At 72.0% G+C, this 15,962-nt stretch carries 14 protein-coding genes and 2 pseudogenes; 6 read left to right on the forward strand and 10 right to left on the reverse strand.

Annotated elements, in window-relative coordinates; genetic code table 11:
- Positions 1-28 precede the first annotated feature (28 nt).
- Positions 29-598, forward strand: coding sequence for a GNAT family protein (locus tag AB0G35_RS19915; RefSeq protein WP_360950711.1), 570 nt, complete (start codon positions 29-31; stop codon positions 596-598).
- Here the strand turns inward: AB0G35_RS19915 and AB0G35_RS19920 are convergent.
- A complete protein-coding gene (locus AB0G35_RS19920; RefSeq protein ID WP_360950714.1) occupies positions 592-1,854 on the reverse strand; it encodes a GNAT family N-acetyltransferase in 1,263 nt (420 codons plus the stop codon). The two genes, AB0G35_RS19915 and AB0G35_RS19920, sit on opposite strands and share 7 nt — an antisense overlap.
- Positions 1,855-2,141: 287 nt before the next feature.
- Here AB0G35_RS19920 and AB0G35_RS19925 point away from each other — a divergent pair, with 287 nt between their 5' ends.
- Positions 2,142-3,683, forward strand: a complete 1,542-nt coding sequence (locus AB0G35_RS19925) for an AMP-binding protein (protein WP_360950717.1) — start codon at positions 2,142-2,144, stop codon at positions 3,681-3,683.
- A 105-nt stretch (positions 3,684-3,788) separates the two neighbouring features.
- On the opposite strand, the gene AB0G35_RS19930 is transcribed toward AB0G35_RS19925, so the two are convergent.
- Positions 3,789-4,211, reverse strand: a complete 423-nt coding sequence (locus AB0G35_RS19930; protein WP_360950720.1) for a RidA family protein — start codon at positions 4,209-4,211, stop codon at positions 3,789-3,791.
- A gap of 29 nt (positions 4,212-4,240) precedes the next feature.
- Positions 4,241-5,263 (reverse strand): zinc-dependent alcohol dehydrogenase family protein, encoded by a 1,023-nt coding sequence (locus AB0G35_RS19935; protein ID WP_360950723.1) that lies wholly within the window; start codon positions 5,261-5,263, stop codon positions 4,241-4,243.
- A gap of 153 nt (positions 5,264-5,416) precedes the next feature.
- Here AB0G35_RS19935 and AB0G35_RS19940 point away from each other — a divergent pair, with 153 nt between their 5' ends.
- From AB0G35_RS19940 to argJ, 4 genes and pseudogenes are all read left to right on the forward strand, one after another.
- Positions 5,417-6,340 (forward strand): AraC family transcriptional regulator, encoded by a 924-nt coding sequence (locus AB0G35_RS19940; protein ID WP_360950726.1) that lies wholly within the window; start codon positions 5,417-5,419, stop codon positions 6,338-6,340.
- 353 nt (positions 6,341-6,693) lie between these two features.
- Positions 6,694-6,876, forward strand: a pseudogene (locus AB0G35_RS19945) (AMP-dependent synthetase); the annotation flags it as partial.
- Positions 6,873-8,513 carry an AMP-binding protein gene (locus tag AB0G35_RS19950; protein WP_360950729.1) on the forward strand — a complete coding sequence of 547 codons (1,641 nt, stop codon included), beginning with the start codon at positions 6,873-6,875 and terminating at the stop codon, positions 8,511-8,513. The pseudogene AB0G35_RS19945 and the gene AB0G35_RS19950, both read left to right, overlap by 4 nt.
- A 97-nt stretch (positions 8,514-8,610) precedes the next feature.
- Positions 8,611-9,816 carry a bifunctional glutamate N-acetyltransferase/amino-acid acetyltransferase ArgJ gene (gene argJ / locus AB0G35_RS19955; protein WP_360950732.1) on the forward strand — a complete coding sequence of 402 codons (1,206 nt, stop codon included), beginning with the start codon at positions 8,611-8,613 and terminating at the stop codon, positions 9,814-9,816.
- Positions 9,817-9,843: 27 nt separating this feature from the next.
- On the opposite strand, the gene AB0G35_RS19960 is transcribed toward argJ, so the two are convergent.
- From AB0G35_RS19960 to AB0G35_RS19990, 7 genes and pseudogenes are all read right to left on the reverse strand, one after another.
- Positions 9,844-10,836 (reverse strand): helix-turn-helix domain-containing protein, encoded by a 993-nt coding sequence (locus AB0G35_RS19960; RefSeq protein WP_360950735.1) that lies wholly within the window; start codon positions 10,834-10,836, stop codon positions 9,844-9,846.
- 138 nt (positions 10,837-10,974) lie between these two features.
- Entirely contained in the window at positions 10,975-11,361 is a 387-nt protein-coding gene (locus AB0G35_RS19965; protein WP_360950738.1) for an MmcQ/YjbR family DNA-binding protein, read from the reverse strand.
- 51 nt (positions 11,362-11,412) lie between these two features.
- Positions 11,413-11,967, reverse strand: coding sequence for a GNAT family N-acetyltransferase (locus AB0G35_RS19970; RefSeq protein ID WP_360950768.1), 555 nt, complete (start codon positions 11,965-11,967; stop codon positions 11,413-11,415).
- Positions 11,968-12,008: 41 nt separating this feature from the next.
- A complete protein-coding gene (locus AB0G35_RS19975) occupies positions 12,009-12,746 on the reverse strand; it encodes a hypothetical protein (protein ID WP_360950741.1) in 738 nt (245 codons plus the stop codon).
- A 544-nt stretch (positions 12,747-13,290) separates the two neighbouring features.
- Positions 13,291-14,757 (reverse strand): catalase, encoded by a 1,467-nt coding sequence (locus AB0G35_RS19980; RefSeq protein ID WP_360950771.1) that lies wholly within the window; start codon positions 14,755-14,757, stop codon positions 13,291-13,293.
- Positions 14,758-15,413: 656 nt separating this feature from the next.
- Positions 15,414-15,851: a thiamine pyrophosphate-binding protein gene (locus AB0G35_RS19985; protein ID WP_360950744.1), complete on the reverse strand. Its 438-nt coding sequence runs from the start codon at positions 15,849-15,851 to the stop codon at positions 15,414-15,416.
- Between the two features lie 5 nt (positions 15,852-15,856).
- Positions 15,857-15,962: pseudogene (locus AB0G35_RS19990) on the reverse strand (2-hydroxy-3-oxopropionate reductase); the annotation flags it as partial.

The raw sequence follows: 15,962 nt of genomic DNA on the forward strand, positions 1-15,962 counted from the left end.
CCCCTCCGTGCGCCGCCATCATCCCGTCATGATCGACGCCACCGCACTCTCCGAGAAGCCGGTGCTCACGGGCGAGCGGATCCGGCTGGTACCGCTCGCGCTCCGGCACGCGGACGCCTTCCACACCACCTTCCTGGACCCCGAGATACGCCGGCTGACCGGCACCCATCGGGACTGGACGCTGCCGGAACTGCAGGACTGGTGTGCGGCCGCCGCCGGGCGTCCCGACCGTCTCGACCTCGCCATCGAGGACCGGGAGACCGGCGGTTACCTCGGCGAACTGGCGTTGAGCCAGATCGACGAGGACAACGCCCATGGCAGCTTCCGCATTTCCCTCGCCGGCGACGCCACCGGCCGCGGCATCGGCCCGGAGGCGATCCGCCTCCTCCTGGCCCACGCCTTCGACCGGGTGGGCCTGCACCGCGTCGAGCTGGAGGTGTTCTCCTTCAACCCGCGCGCCCGACGGGCGTACGAGAAGTGCGGCTTCGAGGTGGAGGGCCGGTTGCGCGAGGCGCTGTACTGGGACGGCGAATGGCACGACGTCCTGGTCATGGCGGCCCTGGCGCCGCGGCCGAGCGGCAGCGGTGCCGCTCAGTAATTCTCCCCGGTGAACGGCAGCCACTCCGTCTCCCACGCGGCATCCAGCTGCCGCACCGCGCCCGGTGTGTGCTCGCTGACCAGCCCCGCATGCACGAACCGCCGCAGCGGACCGCCACCGAGGTAACAAGCCGCCAACTCCCGTACGTCCAGCCCGATATCGGGCCGGCCGTCGGTGGCCACCCACCGGGTTTCCCGGCCGGGCCCCGCCGTCAGCCGGAACCGCCCCGCGTTCCCCGGCAGCACGGCATCGGCCAGTTCGATGACGAGGTCCACCGGGGCCGCCCAGGAACGGGCGGTCAGCGCGGCGCGGACGTCCACCAGCCGCACCCACAGGCACGGTTCCTGCCCGGTGACCCGCACCTGGTCGCGGTCGGCGACCAGGCTCAGCAGCGGGTCGTCGGCGGCCAGCGCCGGTACCCGTACGGTCGTGGTGAGGTCGATCGACGCGAGATACGACCAGAGCGCGGCCGCGGCCGGTCCGCTCTCCGCTTCCAGCTCCGCCACGGACACGACGCCGGGCCGGTCGTGGCCCGGCCCGCGGGTGCGGTACAGGGCGTAGCCGCCGGGCTCCTCGCCGGGCGCGCCGAGCACCACCACCCGCAGCGCGCCGAAGCCGTCCAGGTCTTCGTCGCTGCGGGCGCCGTCCAGGTCCAGCACCTCGGTACGCCACCAGTCCTCGTCGCGGGCGAACCGGCCGGCGCGCTGCGCCAGCGTCGCGTCGTAGCGCGGGGCCAGCACGGCGGGTGCGTCCTCCGGCTCGATCAGCCGCAGCGGGCGCCGGTCGGGATCGACCCGCAGTGCGAGTGGACGCGACGAGTCCACCTCCACGCGGTAGGTGTCGGTCGCGGCCCCGAACCCGAACCGGCCGTAGATGGCGCTCTCCGACGCCCACAAACACGCCAGCGGCCGTGCTTCGTCGGCGCAGCGGCGCCACAGCTCGTCCATCATCGCCGACAGCACGCCGCGACGCCGGTGGGTGGGCGCGACGGACACGAAGTCCACTCCGGAACACGGGAGTTGACCACCCGGCACGGAGAGGGTGAGCCGGTGCGCCCCGGCCACTCCGACGATCCGCCCGCCGTCGTACGCCCCGATCCGGGCGCAGTCCCGCAGCAAGGCGTAGTGGTGCCGACGGGTCTTGTCGCCGGGCTTCAGATGAAAGGCGAGGTAGGTAAGGTCCAGGGCCCGGTCAAGGTCGGCGTCGGGGATCGCCCGTACGTCCGGGACCGTCTTCACATCCTCATGGCTGGTCACGTCGCCGGACGCTAATCGCTGCGCTTGGCGCCGTCACGTTCTTTTTCCCACCGGCCTCTCACCACCCACCCACGGGAGGGGACAGACCGGAGGACGAAGTCTGGAGGGCTGTCACCGCACCCGAAACCACCACGCCCGCCGCTGGGGCACCTCCCACGCCCTTCAGGCAGTGGGGGAGCAACGGCGGGAAGCCCCGCGGCGGGACAGACAGGTACGCGGGAGGCACCGCAAGGCGCAGCGGAACGTACGCTCCTCTCAGCGGTCCATGCGAACACAGGAGAGCGCACATGCGGACACCGATGACGATCGCGGATTTCCTCGACCGTGCCGAGCTGGGCTTCCGGGACAGTCCCGGGGTGGTCGACGAGCCGCAGCAGCCCGCCCCGCCGGTGCCCGTGGCGAGCTACGGGCGGTTCGCCGAACGGGTCCGGGCCTGGCAGGCGGGGCTGGACGCGCTGGGGGTCGGTGAGGGGGAGCGGGTGGCCGTGGTGAGTCACAATTCCGCGCGCCTGCTGGAGCTGCTGTTCGCGGTGCCGATGAGCGGCCGCATCTGCGTCCCGGTCAACTTCCGCCTCAAGCCGGAAGAGGTCGATTACGTGGTGGCGCAGAGCGGGGCGTCGGTCCTGCTCGTCGACCCGGAACTCGACGCCGCGCTGGCCGACGTCAAGGCCCGCCACCGCTTCGTTCTCGGCGAGGAGACCGAGACCGGGCTGATGCGGTTCGGGACCGAGCCGCGGCCGTGGTCGCAGCCGGACGAGGACGCCACCGCGACGATCAACTACACGTCCGGTACCACCGCCCGCCCCAAGGGCGTCCAGCTGACCCACCGCAACATCTGGGTCAACGGCATGACCTTCGGCCTGCACACCCGCGTGTGGGAGCGCGATGTGTACATGCACACCCTGCCGATGTTCCACTGCAACGGCTGGGGCATGCCGTATGTGATGGCGGGCCTGGGCGTCAAGCAGGTGGTGCTGCGCAAGGTCGACGGCACCGAGATCCTCCGGCGTGTCGACGAGCACGGAGTCACCCTCATGTGCGGCGCCCCGGCCGTCTGGAACATGGTGCTCGACGCGGCGGCGACCTGGGAAGGCGAGATCCCGGGCCGGGACCGCGTACGGATCGTGTGCGCGGGCGCGCCGCCGCCGACCCGGACCATCCAACGCGTGGAGGAGGAACTGGGCTGGGAGTTCACCCAGCTCTACGGCCTGACCGAGACCTCGCCGCTGCTCACCTTCAACCGCACCCGGCCGGCCGATGCCGCTCTTCCCGCCGAGGAGCGGGCGCGCAAACTGTCCCGTGCGGGGCTGCCCGCGCTGGGGGTGAAGCTGCAGGTCTCCGGATCCGGTGAGGTCCTGGCCCGCTCCAATACGGTGCTCGACGGGTACTGGGAGAAGCCGGAGGAGACCGCGGAGGCACTGGAGGACGGCTGGTTCCACACCGGTGACGGTGGCACCCTCGACCCCGACGACGGCCACCTCACCATCTCCGACCGGAAGAAGGACGTGATCATCACCGGCGGGGAGAACGTGTCGTCGATCGAGGTCGAGGACACCATCTTCAGCCACCCGGCGGTCGCCGAGGTCGCCGTCATCGGGGTGCCGCACGAGAAGTGGGGCGAGACGATCAAGGCCCTGGTGGTGCTCGCTGAGGGCGCGACGGCCGACGAGTCCGACATCATCGCCCACTGCAAACAGCACATGGCCGGCTACAAGGCCCCGACCTCCGTGGAGTTCCGCGAGTCCATTCCGCGTACGGCCACCGGCAAGATCCAGAAGTTCAAGCTCCGGCAGCCGTATTGGTCGGGGATCGAGCGAGGGGTGAACTGAGGGAGCGTATGTGGCTCCTCGCGTAGGCCGGGGGGCGGCGGATTTCGGTGCGGCGGGACGGGGTGCGGGCCGTACCGCGTACCGTGCCGCCGCCGCCCCGGGCCGTCAGGTGGCGGCCGGCGGGGTCGGCCGTACGGCGATCGCGTCGACCTCGAACAGCATGCCGGGCAGGGCGAGAGCCGCGACACCGCTCAGCGTCTGGGCCGGCAGCCGCTCCCCGAAGCGCGTGTGCAGCGCCTTGCCCAGGACCTCCAGTTTGCCGGTGTCGTGGTCCACGACGTACGACCCGAGCCGGACGACGTGCGCGAAGTCGAGCCCGACGCCTTCGAGTGCCGACCGCAGCCGGTCGAAGGCGAGTTCCACCTGGGCGGCGAAGTCACCGGGCACCGGCGAGCCGGTGGCGTCGGACGCGTACTGGCCGGCGATGAAGACGACGTCGCCGGGCGCCGAGACGGTGTGGCTGTAGCCGAACGGCGTCGGGTCGTGGAGGGTGGCCGGGTTGGTGATCGTGCGCGGGTCGTGGGTCATGATCGGTGGAACGTTCCCCGTCATCCCGCTCATTCCCCGGTTCCGGGCCGGCTCGGGGACGCCTGGTGGCGTACCGTCACCACGATCTTGCCGATCTGGCTGTTGGACTCCAGATGGCGGTGGGCCTCGACGATCTCCTCGAAGTCGAAGGTGCGGTCGATGACCGGGGCCAGGGTGCCCGCCCGTAGGCCGGCGTCCAGGAAGTGCCAGACCCGGCGCCGCACTTCCGGGTCGCCGGTGACCTGGAGGTTGCCGTAGCCGAGGATGCGCAGGGTCCAGTTGAGCGGCAGCGGCGCCGGCCTCGGGTCGAGCCAGCCGTAGACGATCAGCAGCCCGCCCGGTGCGACCGCCCGCGCGACCTCCGCCAGCCCGGGGCCGGACACCGGGTCGAAGACGATCTCGGCCCCGCGGCCGCCGGTGACCTCGGCGACCTGGTCGACCAGCCCGCCCTCGTCGAGTGCGATCACATGGGCCGCGCCGAGCTGTGCCAGGCGCTCCCGCTTCGCCGCGCTGCGGGTGACGGCCACCGGGATCGCGCCGAGGTGGCGGGCTATCTGGATCGCCGCCACCCCCACGCTGCTGGAGGCGGCGGTGATCAGCACGGTGTCGCCGGGGCGCAGCCCGCCCTTCTCCACCAGTGCGCCGTAAGCGGTGCTGTACGACAGCCAGAGGGCGGCACCGGTCGCCGCGTCCGTTCCGCCGGGGCGGCGGAGCAGGCTGTCGGCCGGCAGACGCAGGTGGTCGCCGTACACCCCGCTGGTGCTCATACCGCCCGTGCCCGCGGTGAGCACCGGGTCGCCCACCGAGAAGCCGGTGACGCCTTCCCCGACCGCCAGGACCTCACCGGATGCCTCGTAGCCGATCCGGGACCCGGGGAGGGTGGGTTGGTAGTAGTAGCCGCCCGAACGGAACAGCGCCTCCGCCCGGTTGAGGCCGAGCGCGTCCACGCGGAGCAGCACCTCACCCGGACCGGGCTCCCCGAGTTCCACCTCCTCGATCCGCAGTACTTCCGGGCCGCCGAGCTCGTCGAACACCACCTGATGGGCCGTCATCACCGTGCATTCCCCTCTGGTTGCAGGTTTGTGGAGGTGCGGATTCGCGGGATTCGCGACGTCGCGGATTCACCGTACGGAGATCGCGTACACCGGCCCATGCCGCAACGTCTCGCGATCATGTGCAGGCGTCTCCTCGGTACGCTCGCCGGCATGGACGTACTGAGCGACGCGATCACCGCCATGCGCGCCGGGCGGCCGCACGCCTCCCGTAAACAGCGGCACGGATCGTGGGGTGTGCGCTTCCCGGCCACGACCGGCGTCGGGTTCCACGCCGTGCTGGAGGGGTCCTGCTGGCTGCTGCCCGAGGACGGCAGCCCGCCGCTCCGGCTCACCGCCGGCGACCTCGCGTTCGTCCACGGCATCGGCCACGGCCTGGCCGACGAACCCGTGAGCCCGCTGGTCGAGGTCCGCCAGAACCCGGACGGCTCGTGGCCGCCCGGCCCGGAGACGGCCGACGACGGAACGCCGCGGACGCTGACGCTCTGCGGCGCCTACCGCCTCAACCGGTCCCGGCCCCACCCGCTGCTGACCTGTCTTCCCGGCGTGTTCCGGCTGCCCACCGACGGCCGGCCGCTGGGTGCCGTACTGGAGCTGCTCCGCACCGAGACGGCGCACCCCCGGCCCGGCGCGGAGGCCGCCGTCTGCGGCCTGCTCGACATCGCCCTGCTGTACATCCTGCGGGCCTGGTACGAGGAGCACGCCGGGGCCGCGAACGGCTGGGCGGTGGCGTTGCGCGACCCGGCCATCGGGCGGGCGCTGAGCGCGATGCACCATGATCCCGCCCGTCCGTGGACGGTGGAGGAACTGGGCGCGGTGGCGGGCCTGTCACGGGCAGCCTTCGCGAAACGGTTCACCGCGCTCGTCGGTGAGCCGCCGCTCGGCTACCTGACTTGGTGGCGGCTGACCCTGGCCGGGCGGCTGCTGCGCGAAGGGGACCAGCCGCTCCGCGTCATAGCCCAACGGGCCGGCTACACCTCGGAGTTCGCCTTCGCCAAGGCCTTCAAGCGGGAGTACGGCACCGCCCCGGGCCGGTACCGGGCAGGGCCGACGGCCCTCGTCGGCACCGCGGGCTGAGCGCGCCCTCTCCCGGCATCGGCGCACCCGCCCGCAGGGGCGCCGAGGCCGTCCGCTGCGGTAGCCCGGGCGCTCGAACTCTTCTTCACGGGGCGAACGCATGCGTGGTGATGACCACCTCCGGGCACGCCGGACGCCATCCTGTACAAGGCACGCACCGGGTGTCCCTGGAGTGGCTCGTCCCCTCCGGTGGGCAACCTTGCGGGTGTGTGCGGCGATGGCCGACGTCCGGCTTCCGGGAGCAGCTGATGAACGCAGTGGTGGAGGTGCCGGGGGCGGCGCCACCGACGGGTGGAGTGATGCCTGCGCCCCTTGGGCTACGGGGGCGGACGGGGTCCCGGCCGCGATGCCGGGACACCGCGACGATGCTCTCCCCTCGCCCCCGCGAAGTCCCGGCCCCCTATAAGCGCATCCGGCGTCCTGCCTTCACCGACCTGCCGAAGACCGTCCCCGGCACCGTCCGTCGCAGCGAACTGCCCGAGCGCACCGCGCAGGGCGGCGGCGGTGCCGCGTACTGGGAGGAGAACCACCGATGAGCCCGTCGCACCAGGAGCTGTCGTACGCCAGCGGGGCCGCCGAGCGGCCGCTGCTCGGGCACACCATCGGCGCCGACCTGGCCCGCACCATCGCCCGGTGCGGTGACCGTGAGGCGCTGGTCGAGGTGGCCGGCGGCCGCCGCTGGACCTACACCGAACTCGGCCGGGCGGTCGACGAGGTGGCGCTCGGCCTGCTCGCCAAGGGGGTCGGCAAGGGCGACCGGGTCGGCATCTGGGCGCCCAACTGCGCCGAATGGGTGCTCGTCCAGTACGCCACCGCCAAGATCGGCGCGATCCTCGTCAACGTCAATCCGGCCTACCGCGTGCACGAGTTGGCGTACGTCCTCCGGCAGGCCGGCATCACCGTGCTGGTCTCCGTGCCCCGGCACCGGACGAGCGACTACCGCCGGATGATCGAGCAGGTCCGCGCCGAGAGCCCGGCGCTGCGCGATGTGATCTACATCGGCGACCCCACCTGGGGCGGGCTGCTGGCCGCCGGCGCCGGGGTCCCGCACACCCGGCTCGCCGAGTGCGAGAAGGCGCTGACCGCCGACGACCCGGTCAACATCCAGTACACGTCGGGCACCACCGGCTTCCCCAAGGGCGCCACCCTCTCGCACCACAACATCCTCAACAACGGTTACTGGGTGGCCGAAACGCTCGGCTACACGGAAGCGGACCGGGTCTGCCTGCCGGTGCCCTTCTACCACTGCTTCGGCATGGTCATGGGCAACCTCGGCATCACCTCGCACGGCGGCTGCATCGTCATCCCCGCCCCCGCCTTCGACGCCGCCGCCACCCTGCAGGCCGTCCAGGACGAGCGCTGCACCTCGCTCTACGGCGTGCCCACCATGTTCATCGCCGAGCTCAACCACCCGGACTTCGCCGGCTACGACCTGTCCTCCCTGCGCACCGGCATCATGGCGGGCTCGCCCTGCCCCGAAGAGGTCATGAAGCGGGTGGTCTCCGAGATGCACATGGCCGAGGTCTCCATCTGCTACGGCATGACCGAGACCTCCCCGGTCTCCACCCAGACCCGCCGCGACGACGACCTGGAGCACCGCACCGCGACGGTGGGACGGGTGCTGCCGCACATCGAGGTCAAGGTCGTCGACCCGGCGAGCGGGGTGACCGTGCCGCGCGGCACCCCGGGCGAGCTGTGCACGCGCGGCTACAGCGTGATGCTCGGCTACTGGGAGGACCCCGAGCGCACCGCCGAGGTCATCGACCCGGCCCGCTGGATGCACACCGGGGACCTCGCGGTGATGAACGACGACGGTTACGTCCGGATCGTCGGCCGCATCAAGGACATGATCATCAGGGGCGGTGAGAACGTCTACCCGCGGGAGATCGAGGAGTTCCTCCACACCCATCCCAAGATCGCCGACGTCCAGGTGGTCGGCGTCCCCGATGACAAGTACGGCGAGGAGATCGCCGCCTGCGTCATCCTCCGCGACCCCCAGGACCCGCTCACCCGCGACGAGTTGGCCCGCTACTGCCGCTCCCGCCTCGCCCACTACAAGGTGCCGCGCTACCTGGAGATCCTCGACGCCTTCCCGATGACCGTCAGCGGCAAGGTCCGCAAGGTCGAGCTGCGCGCACGGCTGGCGGAGGAGGTGGGAAAGGTGGCGCACTGACGCCCCGTCAGTAGTGCGGCATGGTGTAAGGGTTGGGGCCGTCCGGCGGCCGGAAATCCGCTGGACGGCCCCGCATCCCGTCGCAAAGATATGCCGCATGACGCATACTCATGCAATCGCTCCCCCTGACTCCGACGCCGGCACCCTCTCCTGGCCCACCGGATTCCGCGCCTACACCGGCCACGGCGGCCTGCGCGACCAGGGCGACGACATCTCGGTCGTCGTCTCGGACCGCCCGGCGGTCAGCGCCGCCATGTTCACCCGCAGCCTCTTCGCCGGCCCCGCCGTGCTGCTCAGCCGCGCGCACGCCGCCGGGCGGGACCTGCGCGCCGTCACCACCCTTGCGCAGAACGCGAACGTCGCCACCGGCCGTCAGGGCGAGGCCAACGCCGCCGAAGTCGTCGGCCGGGTCGCCGCCCTGCTGGGCATCCCCGAGCGCCAGGTGCTCCTCGGGTCCACCGGAGTCATCGGGCGCCCGCTGCCGATGGACGCCCTGCGCGCCCACTTCGACGCCGCCGACGGCCTTGGCCCCGAAGCCCTCGGGGCCGGGCCGCTGGACGTGGCGCGCGCCATGATGACCACCGACACCCGCCCGAAGACCGCCGTCCGCATGGTCGGCGCCGCGCGGATCGTCGGTGTCGCCAAGGGCGTCGGCATGCTGGAGCCGAACATGGCGACGATGCTTGCCTACCTCTTCACCGATGCCGAACTGGCGGCGGACGACCTGGACACGGCCCTGCGCACCGCCGTCGACCGGTCCTTCCACTGCCTGAGCGTCGACACCGACACCTCCACCTCCGACACCGTCGCGGTCCTCGCCAACGGCTCGGCCGGCCCGGTCGACACCGCGGAGTTCACCGCGGCGCTCACCGACCTGTGCCTGGACCTCACCCGGCAGCTCGCGAGCGACGGGGAGGGCGCGACCAAGCTGCTGCGCGTCACGGTCGGCCGGGCGCGGGACGAGGCCCAGGCCCGGCGCATCGCCAAGAGCGTGGTGAACTCGCCGCTGGTCAAGACGGCCGTACACGGCGCCGATCCGAACTGGGGCCGGGTGGTGATGGCCATCGGCAAGAACACCGAAGACCACGACATCACGCCGGACCGCGTCACGGTGGCGTTCGCCGGCACCGAGGTGTACCCCGAGGAGCCCACGCCGGAGACCCTCGACGCGCTCACCGACGCCATGCGGCAGCCCGAGGTCCCGATCGCCGTCACCCTCGGCCTCGGAACCGCCGAAGCGACCGTCTACGGCTGCGACCTGTCGGCCGGTTACGTCCGGGTCAACGCGGACTACACCACCTGACGGGCCCCGCGGCGCGAGGAGTGTGCGTCAATCCGCCACCCGGCACGCCTCGTACCGGTAGTCCCGGGGCGGCATGCCGTAGGCCGAACGGAAGGCGCGGGTGAAGTCGTCGGCCCGGGCGAAGCCCCAGCGCAGGGCGATGGAGTGGATGGGCGTGTGGCGGAGCGCCGGGTCGGCGAGGTCCCGGCACGCGCGTTCCAGGCGCCGGCGCCGGATCCAGGCGGCGACGGTGACCTCTTCGTCCTCGAAGAGGCGGTGCAGATAGCTGACGGAGATGTGGTGGGCGGCCGCGACGGTCCTGGGCGTCAAGTCCGGGTCGAACAGCCGCTGTTGGATGAACGACTGGATGCGCAGGACCAAGGAGCGCCGTCGCGCCTCCGGGGCGAGTGTCTCCTCCGCGTCCAGCGCGTGCGCGAGCAGCGCGGAGAGCAGGTCGATCGCGACGGTCCCCAGCCGGGGGCCGTCCTCGGGGCGGTAGGAGTCCCGGTCGGCCCACACCTGGGTGAGGAACTGGGCCAGCAGGGCCCCCGTACCCTCCCGCGCCGACATCCGCCGGTTGACCAGTGCGTCACACCCGTTCGCCGCCAGCGGCAGCGCGTTCCTCGGGACGAGGATTCCCGTTCCGTGGATGGTGTGCTGACGTTCGCCGGTGCACGCCTCCATGAGATAGGGGCGCGAGGTGTCGAGAAGGGCCAGCTCGTGCGTACCGTAGCTCGCCTCGCGGCCGGAATGGGCCACCCTCTTCGCGCCGCGGAGGGGGAGCGAGAGGTGGAAGAGCTCGGGATCGGAGCGCCGGATCAGTTTCGGGCTCCGCCGCATCCGCATCGGCGGGTGCTCGATCCGGTACAGCCGTACGAGACCGAGGTTCAGTACGAGGTGGGTGGCGCGGAAGTCGGTCGCGTGGTCGTCGCCGAGGATGTCCACGGGCGCATAGCTTCCGTGGAGGTGCTCGCGCCAGCTGTCCAACCGCCCCGTCGCCGATGCGACCTCCGTACTCCGGAATTCCGTGCCGCTCAACACGTCCCGTTCCCCCCGTCCTTGAGCTCCCGAGCAGGCGCACGCGTACGGGCGCCCCCTTGCGGCTCCCATAATGGAGGGTGCTCTCTAATTTGGAAAGCCGTATATGCGCCATATGGCGAGCCGGCGTCCCTGGGGCGTTCAGCCTCGCCGCCGCGACTCTCCCGGCCAGTCGAGCAGCAGTCGCTGGGACCGCGGCAGCGAGGCGACCACCAGGTCGTAGGAGTCCTCGATCATGTCGCGGACGAGTTGATCGGGCAGGGCGCCGGCCAGGGAAACGGTGTTCCAGTGCCGCTTGTTGAGGTGGTAGCCGGGCACCACCTCCGGGTGGGCCGCACGCAGTCGTTCGGCCAGTTCCGGGTCGCACTTGAGGCTCACGGTGAGCGGCGTCCCGGTGAGCGTGGTCAGCGCGAAGATCTTGCCGCCGACCTTGAAGGTGCAGACGTCCTGGTGGCGCGGGAAGGGGAAGTCCTCGGTCGCGCCGTTGAAGGCCAGGCAGTAGTCCCGGAGCGCATTCGCGTCGATCATGCCCCCATTATGGGAGGGGGGTTCGTGGCCCTAGGGACGCCTGATGTGGTGTCAGGTGTCCTCTTCCGCCCCGGCCGGGAGTCCACGCGGCTCGCGGCGCATGCACACCCGCGGCCAGCGGTCCAGGCCCAGCGCCGCCTCATGCGCCCGTACCGCCCGGAGCCCCGGGGTCAGTTCGGCATCGGAGAGCACCCGGAAGCCGAGGCGGGCGTAGTACGGCGCGTTCCACGGCACCTCGGCGAAGGTGGTCAGGGTCAGCGGGACGGGACCGCCGTCGCGCTCCGCCCGGTCGATGAGGGCCCGCCCGATGCCCCGGCGGGCGTGGTCCGGGTGCACCGACACCTGCTCGATGTGGGTGCACCCGTCGACCGGCTCCCGGAGGAGATAGCCGACCGGCCGGCTCACGCCGGTCGGCGCGCCCGGTTCGTGGACGTCGTACGCGGCCAGGGCCCACCCCGCACGCTGATACCTCGTCAGCTCGAACAGGGAAGGCGGTTCGTCGTCCGCCACCGACGCCATGTCCAGGTGACGGAAGGGCTCACCGGCGGCGCGTTCCAGGGCGCGCAGCAGCGGCAGCTCGGCGGGGGACGGGACGGCGATGCGCAGAAGGCCGGTGCCGCCGTGCCGCCCTTCGGTCGTCGGTCCGCTCACGGTCGCCCCGCGCCGTATTTGATGAGCTCGTCGGCCGGGTCGTTGACCGGTTGCGGAGTGCCCGTGAGGTCCATGACGAACAGCGGGAGGTGCAGTTCGTCGGCGCGCGTCCGGGCGTCCCTGGTGTAGCCGGCGAGCGAGAAGAAGACCGCGATGGCCGAGTCGTTGAGGCCGTTGAGCCAGACGCATTCGACCTCGCGGAGCTGGGTGGCGCGGGTGGTCGGGTCGACCTGGGCCACCACACCGGTGCCCCGCAGGTCGACACCGGCGGCGGTGCGCTCCTGCGTCCGGGCGACGTCGGCGTAGCCCAGCCACTTCAGATACTGCTGCGCGGCGGTGACGCAGTCGCGGGCGGTACGGATCGTCACCGGGCGGAACGCGGGCCGCAGGGCGGCGCGCCGGGGCTCGACGGCGGGTGGCGCCTCGGCGGCCGGGCGCCCGGACGAGGGGAAGTTCGGCGGCGGCTGGGCGGGCGCCGGGGCGACCGGGACCCGGACCACCGTGCCGCACACACAGCCGCACTCCGGCGCCGGCCACTCGTCGTGCCGGCCGCACACCTCGCAGCGCACCTCCACCCAGGACGCCTGCCAGGTGCGGTGGAGTATCTCGACCGGCACTCCGCCGCGCAGCACGGGCATGGTCAGCGGGGCACCGCATGCGCACGGGAAGGTGGGCGGGGTGAAAGCGTTCTCGCGGCGGCACGTGGGGCACCGCACCGGCACGCTGTCGGCCATGGTCGGCTCCTGGCGGTAGGGCGGCAGGCAGTCGGGTTCTGCCGCTGCCCCCATAGTCTCCGTGAATAAGGGTGTCCGTGGGGTGGAATTACGGCGAGAGGGCGCGGGGCGGAAAGGATCCGCGGGGGAAACCACGGCGCACGCGGTGCGCGTGGCGGCGCACGGCGACCGCAGGCCCCGGGCATGGCGCAGGGCCGGGGCATGACACAGAGCCCGGGCATGACACAGAGCCCGGGCATGACACGGGGCCCGGCGTCCGTGACCGTACGGATGCCGGGCCCTGTGCGGTGGTTCCCGTCCGACAGCGCGAGAGTGGGGCGCGACGGGACATCGCACCGCCGGACGGAGTCTGGGGGAGGGGCTGGGAAGGGTGAGCAGGCGGGCTCCGCGGTGCGGGGAGGTGGCTCGCCCTTCCCTATCGGGCGAGCACTGTCACCGCACTGGACTCCCCGGTGACCGCGGAGCTCGCGCTACCTCTCCGTACCGGCCGACCACCCCTCAACGGGCCGGCCGGTACGGAGTGCGCAAGGGAGCCGACCTCCCGTCAGTCCTCGCGCAGTTCGCGGACCCTGGCCTCGACGCGCTTGCCGTAGTCCGGGTCGGCGGCGTGGAAGTGGGCGAGGTTCTTCTCGATCACGTCGTCGCGGCTGACCTGGGAGAGACCACCGGCGATGTTGTCCACCAGGCGCTTCTTCTCGTCCTCGGACATCAGGCGGTAGAGCTCACCGGCCTGGAAGAAGTCGTCGTCCTTGGTGTGCAGCGGCGCCTCGTGGGTGCCGGTGTGGCCGGAGACGGCGAACGGGGCGGAGAGCGCCTCGTTCGTCTGGACCGGGCCGTCGTAGGAGTTCGGCTCGTAGTTCTTGGCGTGCCGGCCGTAGGCGTTGGTCGCCATGAAGCCGTCCCGGCCGTAGTTGTTGGCCTGCCCACCAGAAACAGCCTTGGGGGCGTTCACCGGCAGCTGGGTGTGGTTGACGCCCAGGCGGTAGCGGTGCGCGTCGGCGTAGGCGAACAGCCGGCCCTGGAGCATCTTGTCCGGGGACGGGCCGATGCCGGGCACGAAGTTGTTCGGCGAGAACGCGGCCTGCTCGACCTCGGCGAAGACGTTGTCGGGGTTGCGGTCCAGGACCAGCCGGCCGACCCGCTGCAGCGGGTAGTCCGCGTGCGGCCACACCTTGGTGAGGTCGAACGGGTTGAAGCGGTAGTCCGCCGCCTCTGCCGCCGGCATGATCTGCACGTAGAGGGTCCAGGAGGGGTACACGCCCCGCTCGATGGACTGCAGCAGGTCGGTCTGGTGGCTGTTGGGGTCCTTGCCGGCCAGTTCGGCGCCCTGCTCGCTGCTCAGGCAGCGGATGCCCTGGTTGGTCTTGAAGTGGTACTTGACGAAGAAGGCCTCGCCGTCGGCGTTCGTCCACTGGTAGGTGTGCGAGCCGTAGCCGTTCATGTGGCGGTAGGAGGCCGGGATGCCGCGGTCGCCCATGAGCCAGGTGACCTGGTGGGTGGCCTCGGGGGCGTGCGCCCAGAAGTCCCAGACGTTGTCCGGTTCCTGCTTGCCGGTGAACGGGTCGCGCTTCTGCGAGTGGATGAAGTCGGGGAACTTGATCGGGTCCTTGATGAAGAACACCGGGGTGTTGTTGCCGACGAGGTCGTAGTTACCCTCCTCGGTGTAGAACTTCAGGGCGAAGCCGCGCGGGTCGCGGGCCGCGTCCGGGCCACCGAGGCTGTCGGCCACGGTCGAGAAGCGGATGAACGTCTCGGTCCGCTTGCCGACGGTGTTCAGGAAGTCGGCCCGGGTGTAGGCCGTGACGTCGTCGGTCACCTCGAAGTAGCCGTATGCGCCGGACCCGCGGGCGTGCACGACGCGCTCCGGGATGCGCTCGCGGTTGAAGCGGGCGAGCTTCTCCAGCAGGTGCTGGTCCTGGAGGATGATCGGGCCGCCGACGCCGGCGGTGGCGGAGTTCTGGTTGTCGGCGACGGGGGCGCCAGCCTCCGTAGTGAGAAAGCGCGCCGTCAGCGTGGGCTTCGACATGGTGACCTTCCGTACGAGAGCGCGGAAGTTGGCTTCCGCATGTCGGAGCGTAAGAAGCGCTCCGACCAAACGTCAACAGTTTGTTGAAACAAACCTGGGCGGGTGTTCCGGGCGGCGGCCGCGCCTGGGCGCGACAGGACAGGTGTCAGCGCGGCCACCGCCCGGAAGCTGGGGGTCGGGCCCTCGGCGGGGTGCCTAGGGCCCGGGGGTGTACTCGTGCACGGGCACGACGGACGGGCCACCGGGAAGGCGTACCGGGGGACCGGTCCGGACCTCGACGAGGACCGGCGGCGTGGAGGTGGTGCAGTCGGCGCCCGCCCGAGCCGGCCACGGACGGTGTCCCTACGGGGCCGCCGATCAGGTACGTGTCCGACGCGGCGGCCGGGTCGTGCCCGGCCCCGAAGACCGCGGCGAGCTCGGCCAGGAACCAGGGCGGCGCCCCGCGGACGGTACCGGGGCCGGCACGCCCACCACGGCCCGCCGTCAGGCCCGCGGGCGCCGCCGCCCCGGTCGGCGGGACGGGCCACCGGCCGCCACCGGTGACCCGCCCCGCGTCGGATGCGATCTCCGCCGCGGCCAGCTCGGCCGGGACGTCGATCAGCACCGGGCCGGGACGGCCCTCCCGAGCGATCCGGAAGGCCTCACGGAAAGCCCCCGGAATGCGCGCGGGATCCTCGATCCTCGGCCCGCTTGGTGACCGGAGCGGCCAGCCGGACCAGGTCCGGCGGACGGTGGGCCGCCCGGCGCGGCGGCCCGGCGGCGGTCGGCCGGCCGGTGAGGCACACCAGCGGAACCGCGTCCTCGGCCGCCGCGTACAGACCGGTGACCAGCCGGGCCGCTCCCGGGCCCGCGGCCACCGCGACGACCCCGGCCCGTCCGCTCCTCCGGGCCCAGCCGTCGGCCATGTGCACGGCGGCCTCGGCGTGGCGCACCGGCAGATGCGCGATACCGCCGGCCTCCTCCATCGCCGCGTACAGCGGGAGCAGCGCGCCGCCGGGGCAGCCGAAGACGAGGTCGATGCCCTCGTCCCGCAGGACCTGCACGGCCGCCCGTGCGGCGGGGATCCGCTGCGCCGCCATGGACGTCAGGCCCCGGTGGGGTGTCCGGAGAGGCGTTCGACGCCGCGGAGGAGGGCGGAGTGGTCCAGGCCGCCGTCGCCTTGGGCGCGCAGGGAGGCGACGAGTTGGGCG

This window comes from Streptomyces sp. NPDC021749 (assembly GCF_040640655.1).
GTDB lineage: Bacteria > Actinomycetota > Actinomycetes > Streptomycetales > Streptomycetaceae > Streptomyces.

Bases quoted from the DNA above. Each gene is read 5' to 3' on its own strand.
- AB0G35_RS19915 (WP_360950711.1), top strand. From the start codon at position 29: ATGATCGACGCCACCGCACTCTCCGAGAAGCCGGTGCTCACGGGCGAG.
- AB0G35_RS19925 (WP_360950717.1), top strand. From the start codon at position 2,142: ATGCGGACACCGATGACGATCGCGGATTTCCTCGACCGTGCCGAGCTG.
- AB0G35_RS19930 (WP_360950720.1), bottom strand. From the start codon at position 4,211: ATGACCCACGACCCGCGCACGATCACCAACCCGGCCACCCTCCACGAC.
- AB0G35_RS19935 (WP_360950723.1), bottom strand. From the start codon at position 5,263: ATGACGGCCCATCAGGTGGTGTTCGACGAGCTCGGCGGCCCGGAAGTA.
- AB0G35_RS19940 (WP_360950726.1), top strand. From the start codon at position 5,417: ATGGACGTACTGAGCGACGCGATCACCGCCATGCGCGCCGGGCGGCCG.
- AB0G35_RS19950 (WP_360950729.1), top strand. From the start codon at position 6,873: ATGAGCCCGTCGCACCAGGAGCTGTCGTACGCCAGCGGGGCCGCCGAG.
- argJ (WP_360950732.1), top strand. From the start codon at position 8,611: ATGACGCATACTCATGCAATCGCTCCCCCTGACTCCGACGCCGGCACC.
- AB0G35_RS19965 (WP_360950738.1), bottom strand. From the start codon at position 11,361: ATGATCGACGCGAATGCGCTCCGGGACTACTGCCTGGCCTTCAACGGC.
- AB0G35_RS19975 (WP_360950741.1), bottom strand. From the start codon at position 12,746: ATGGCCGACAGCGTGCCGGTGCGGTGCCCCACGTGCCGCCGCGAGAAC.
- AB0G35_RS19985 (WP_360950744.1), bottom strand. From the start codon at position 15,851: ATGGCGGCGCAGCGGATCCCCGCCGCACGGGCGGCCGTGCAGGTCCTG.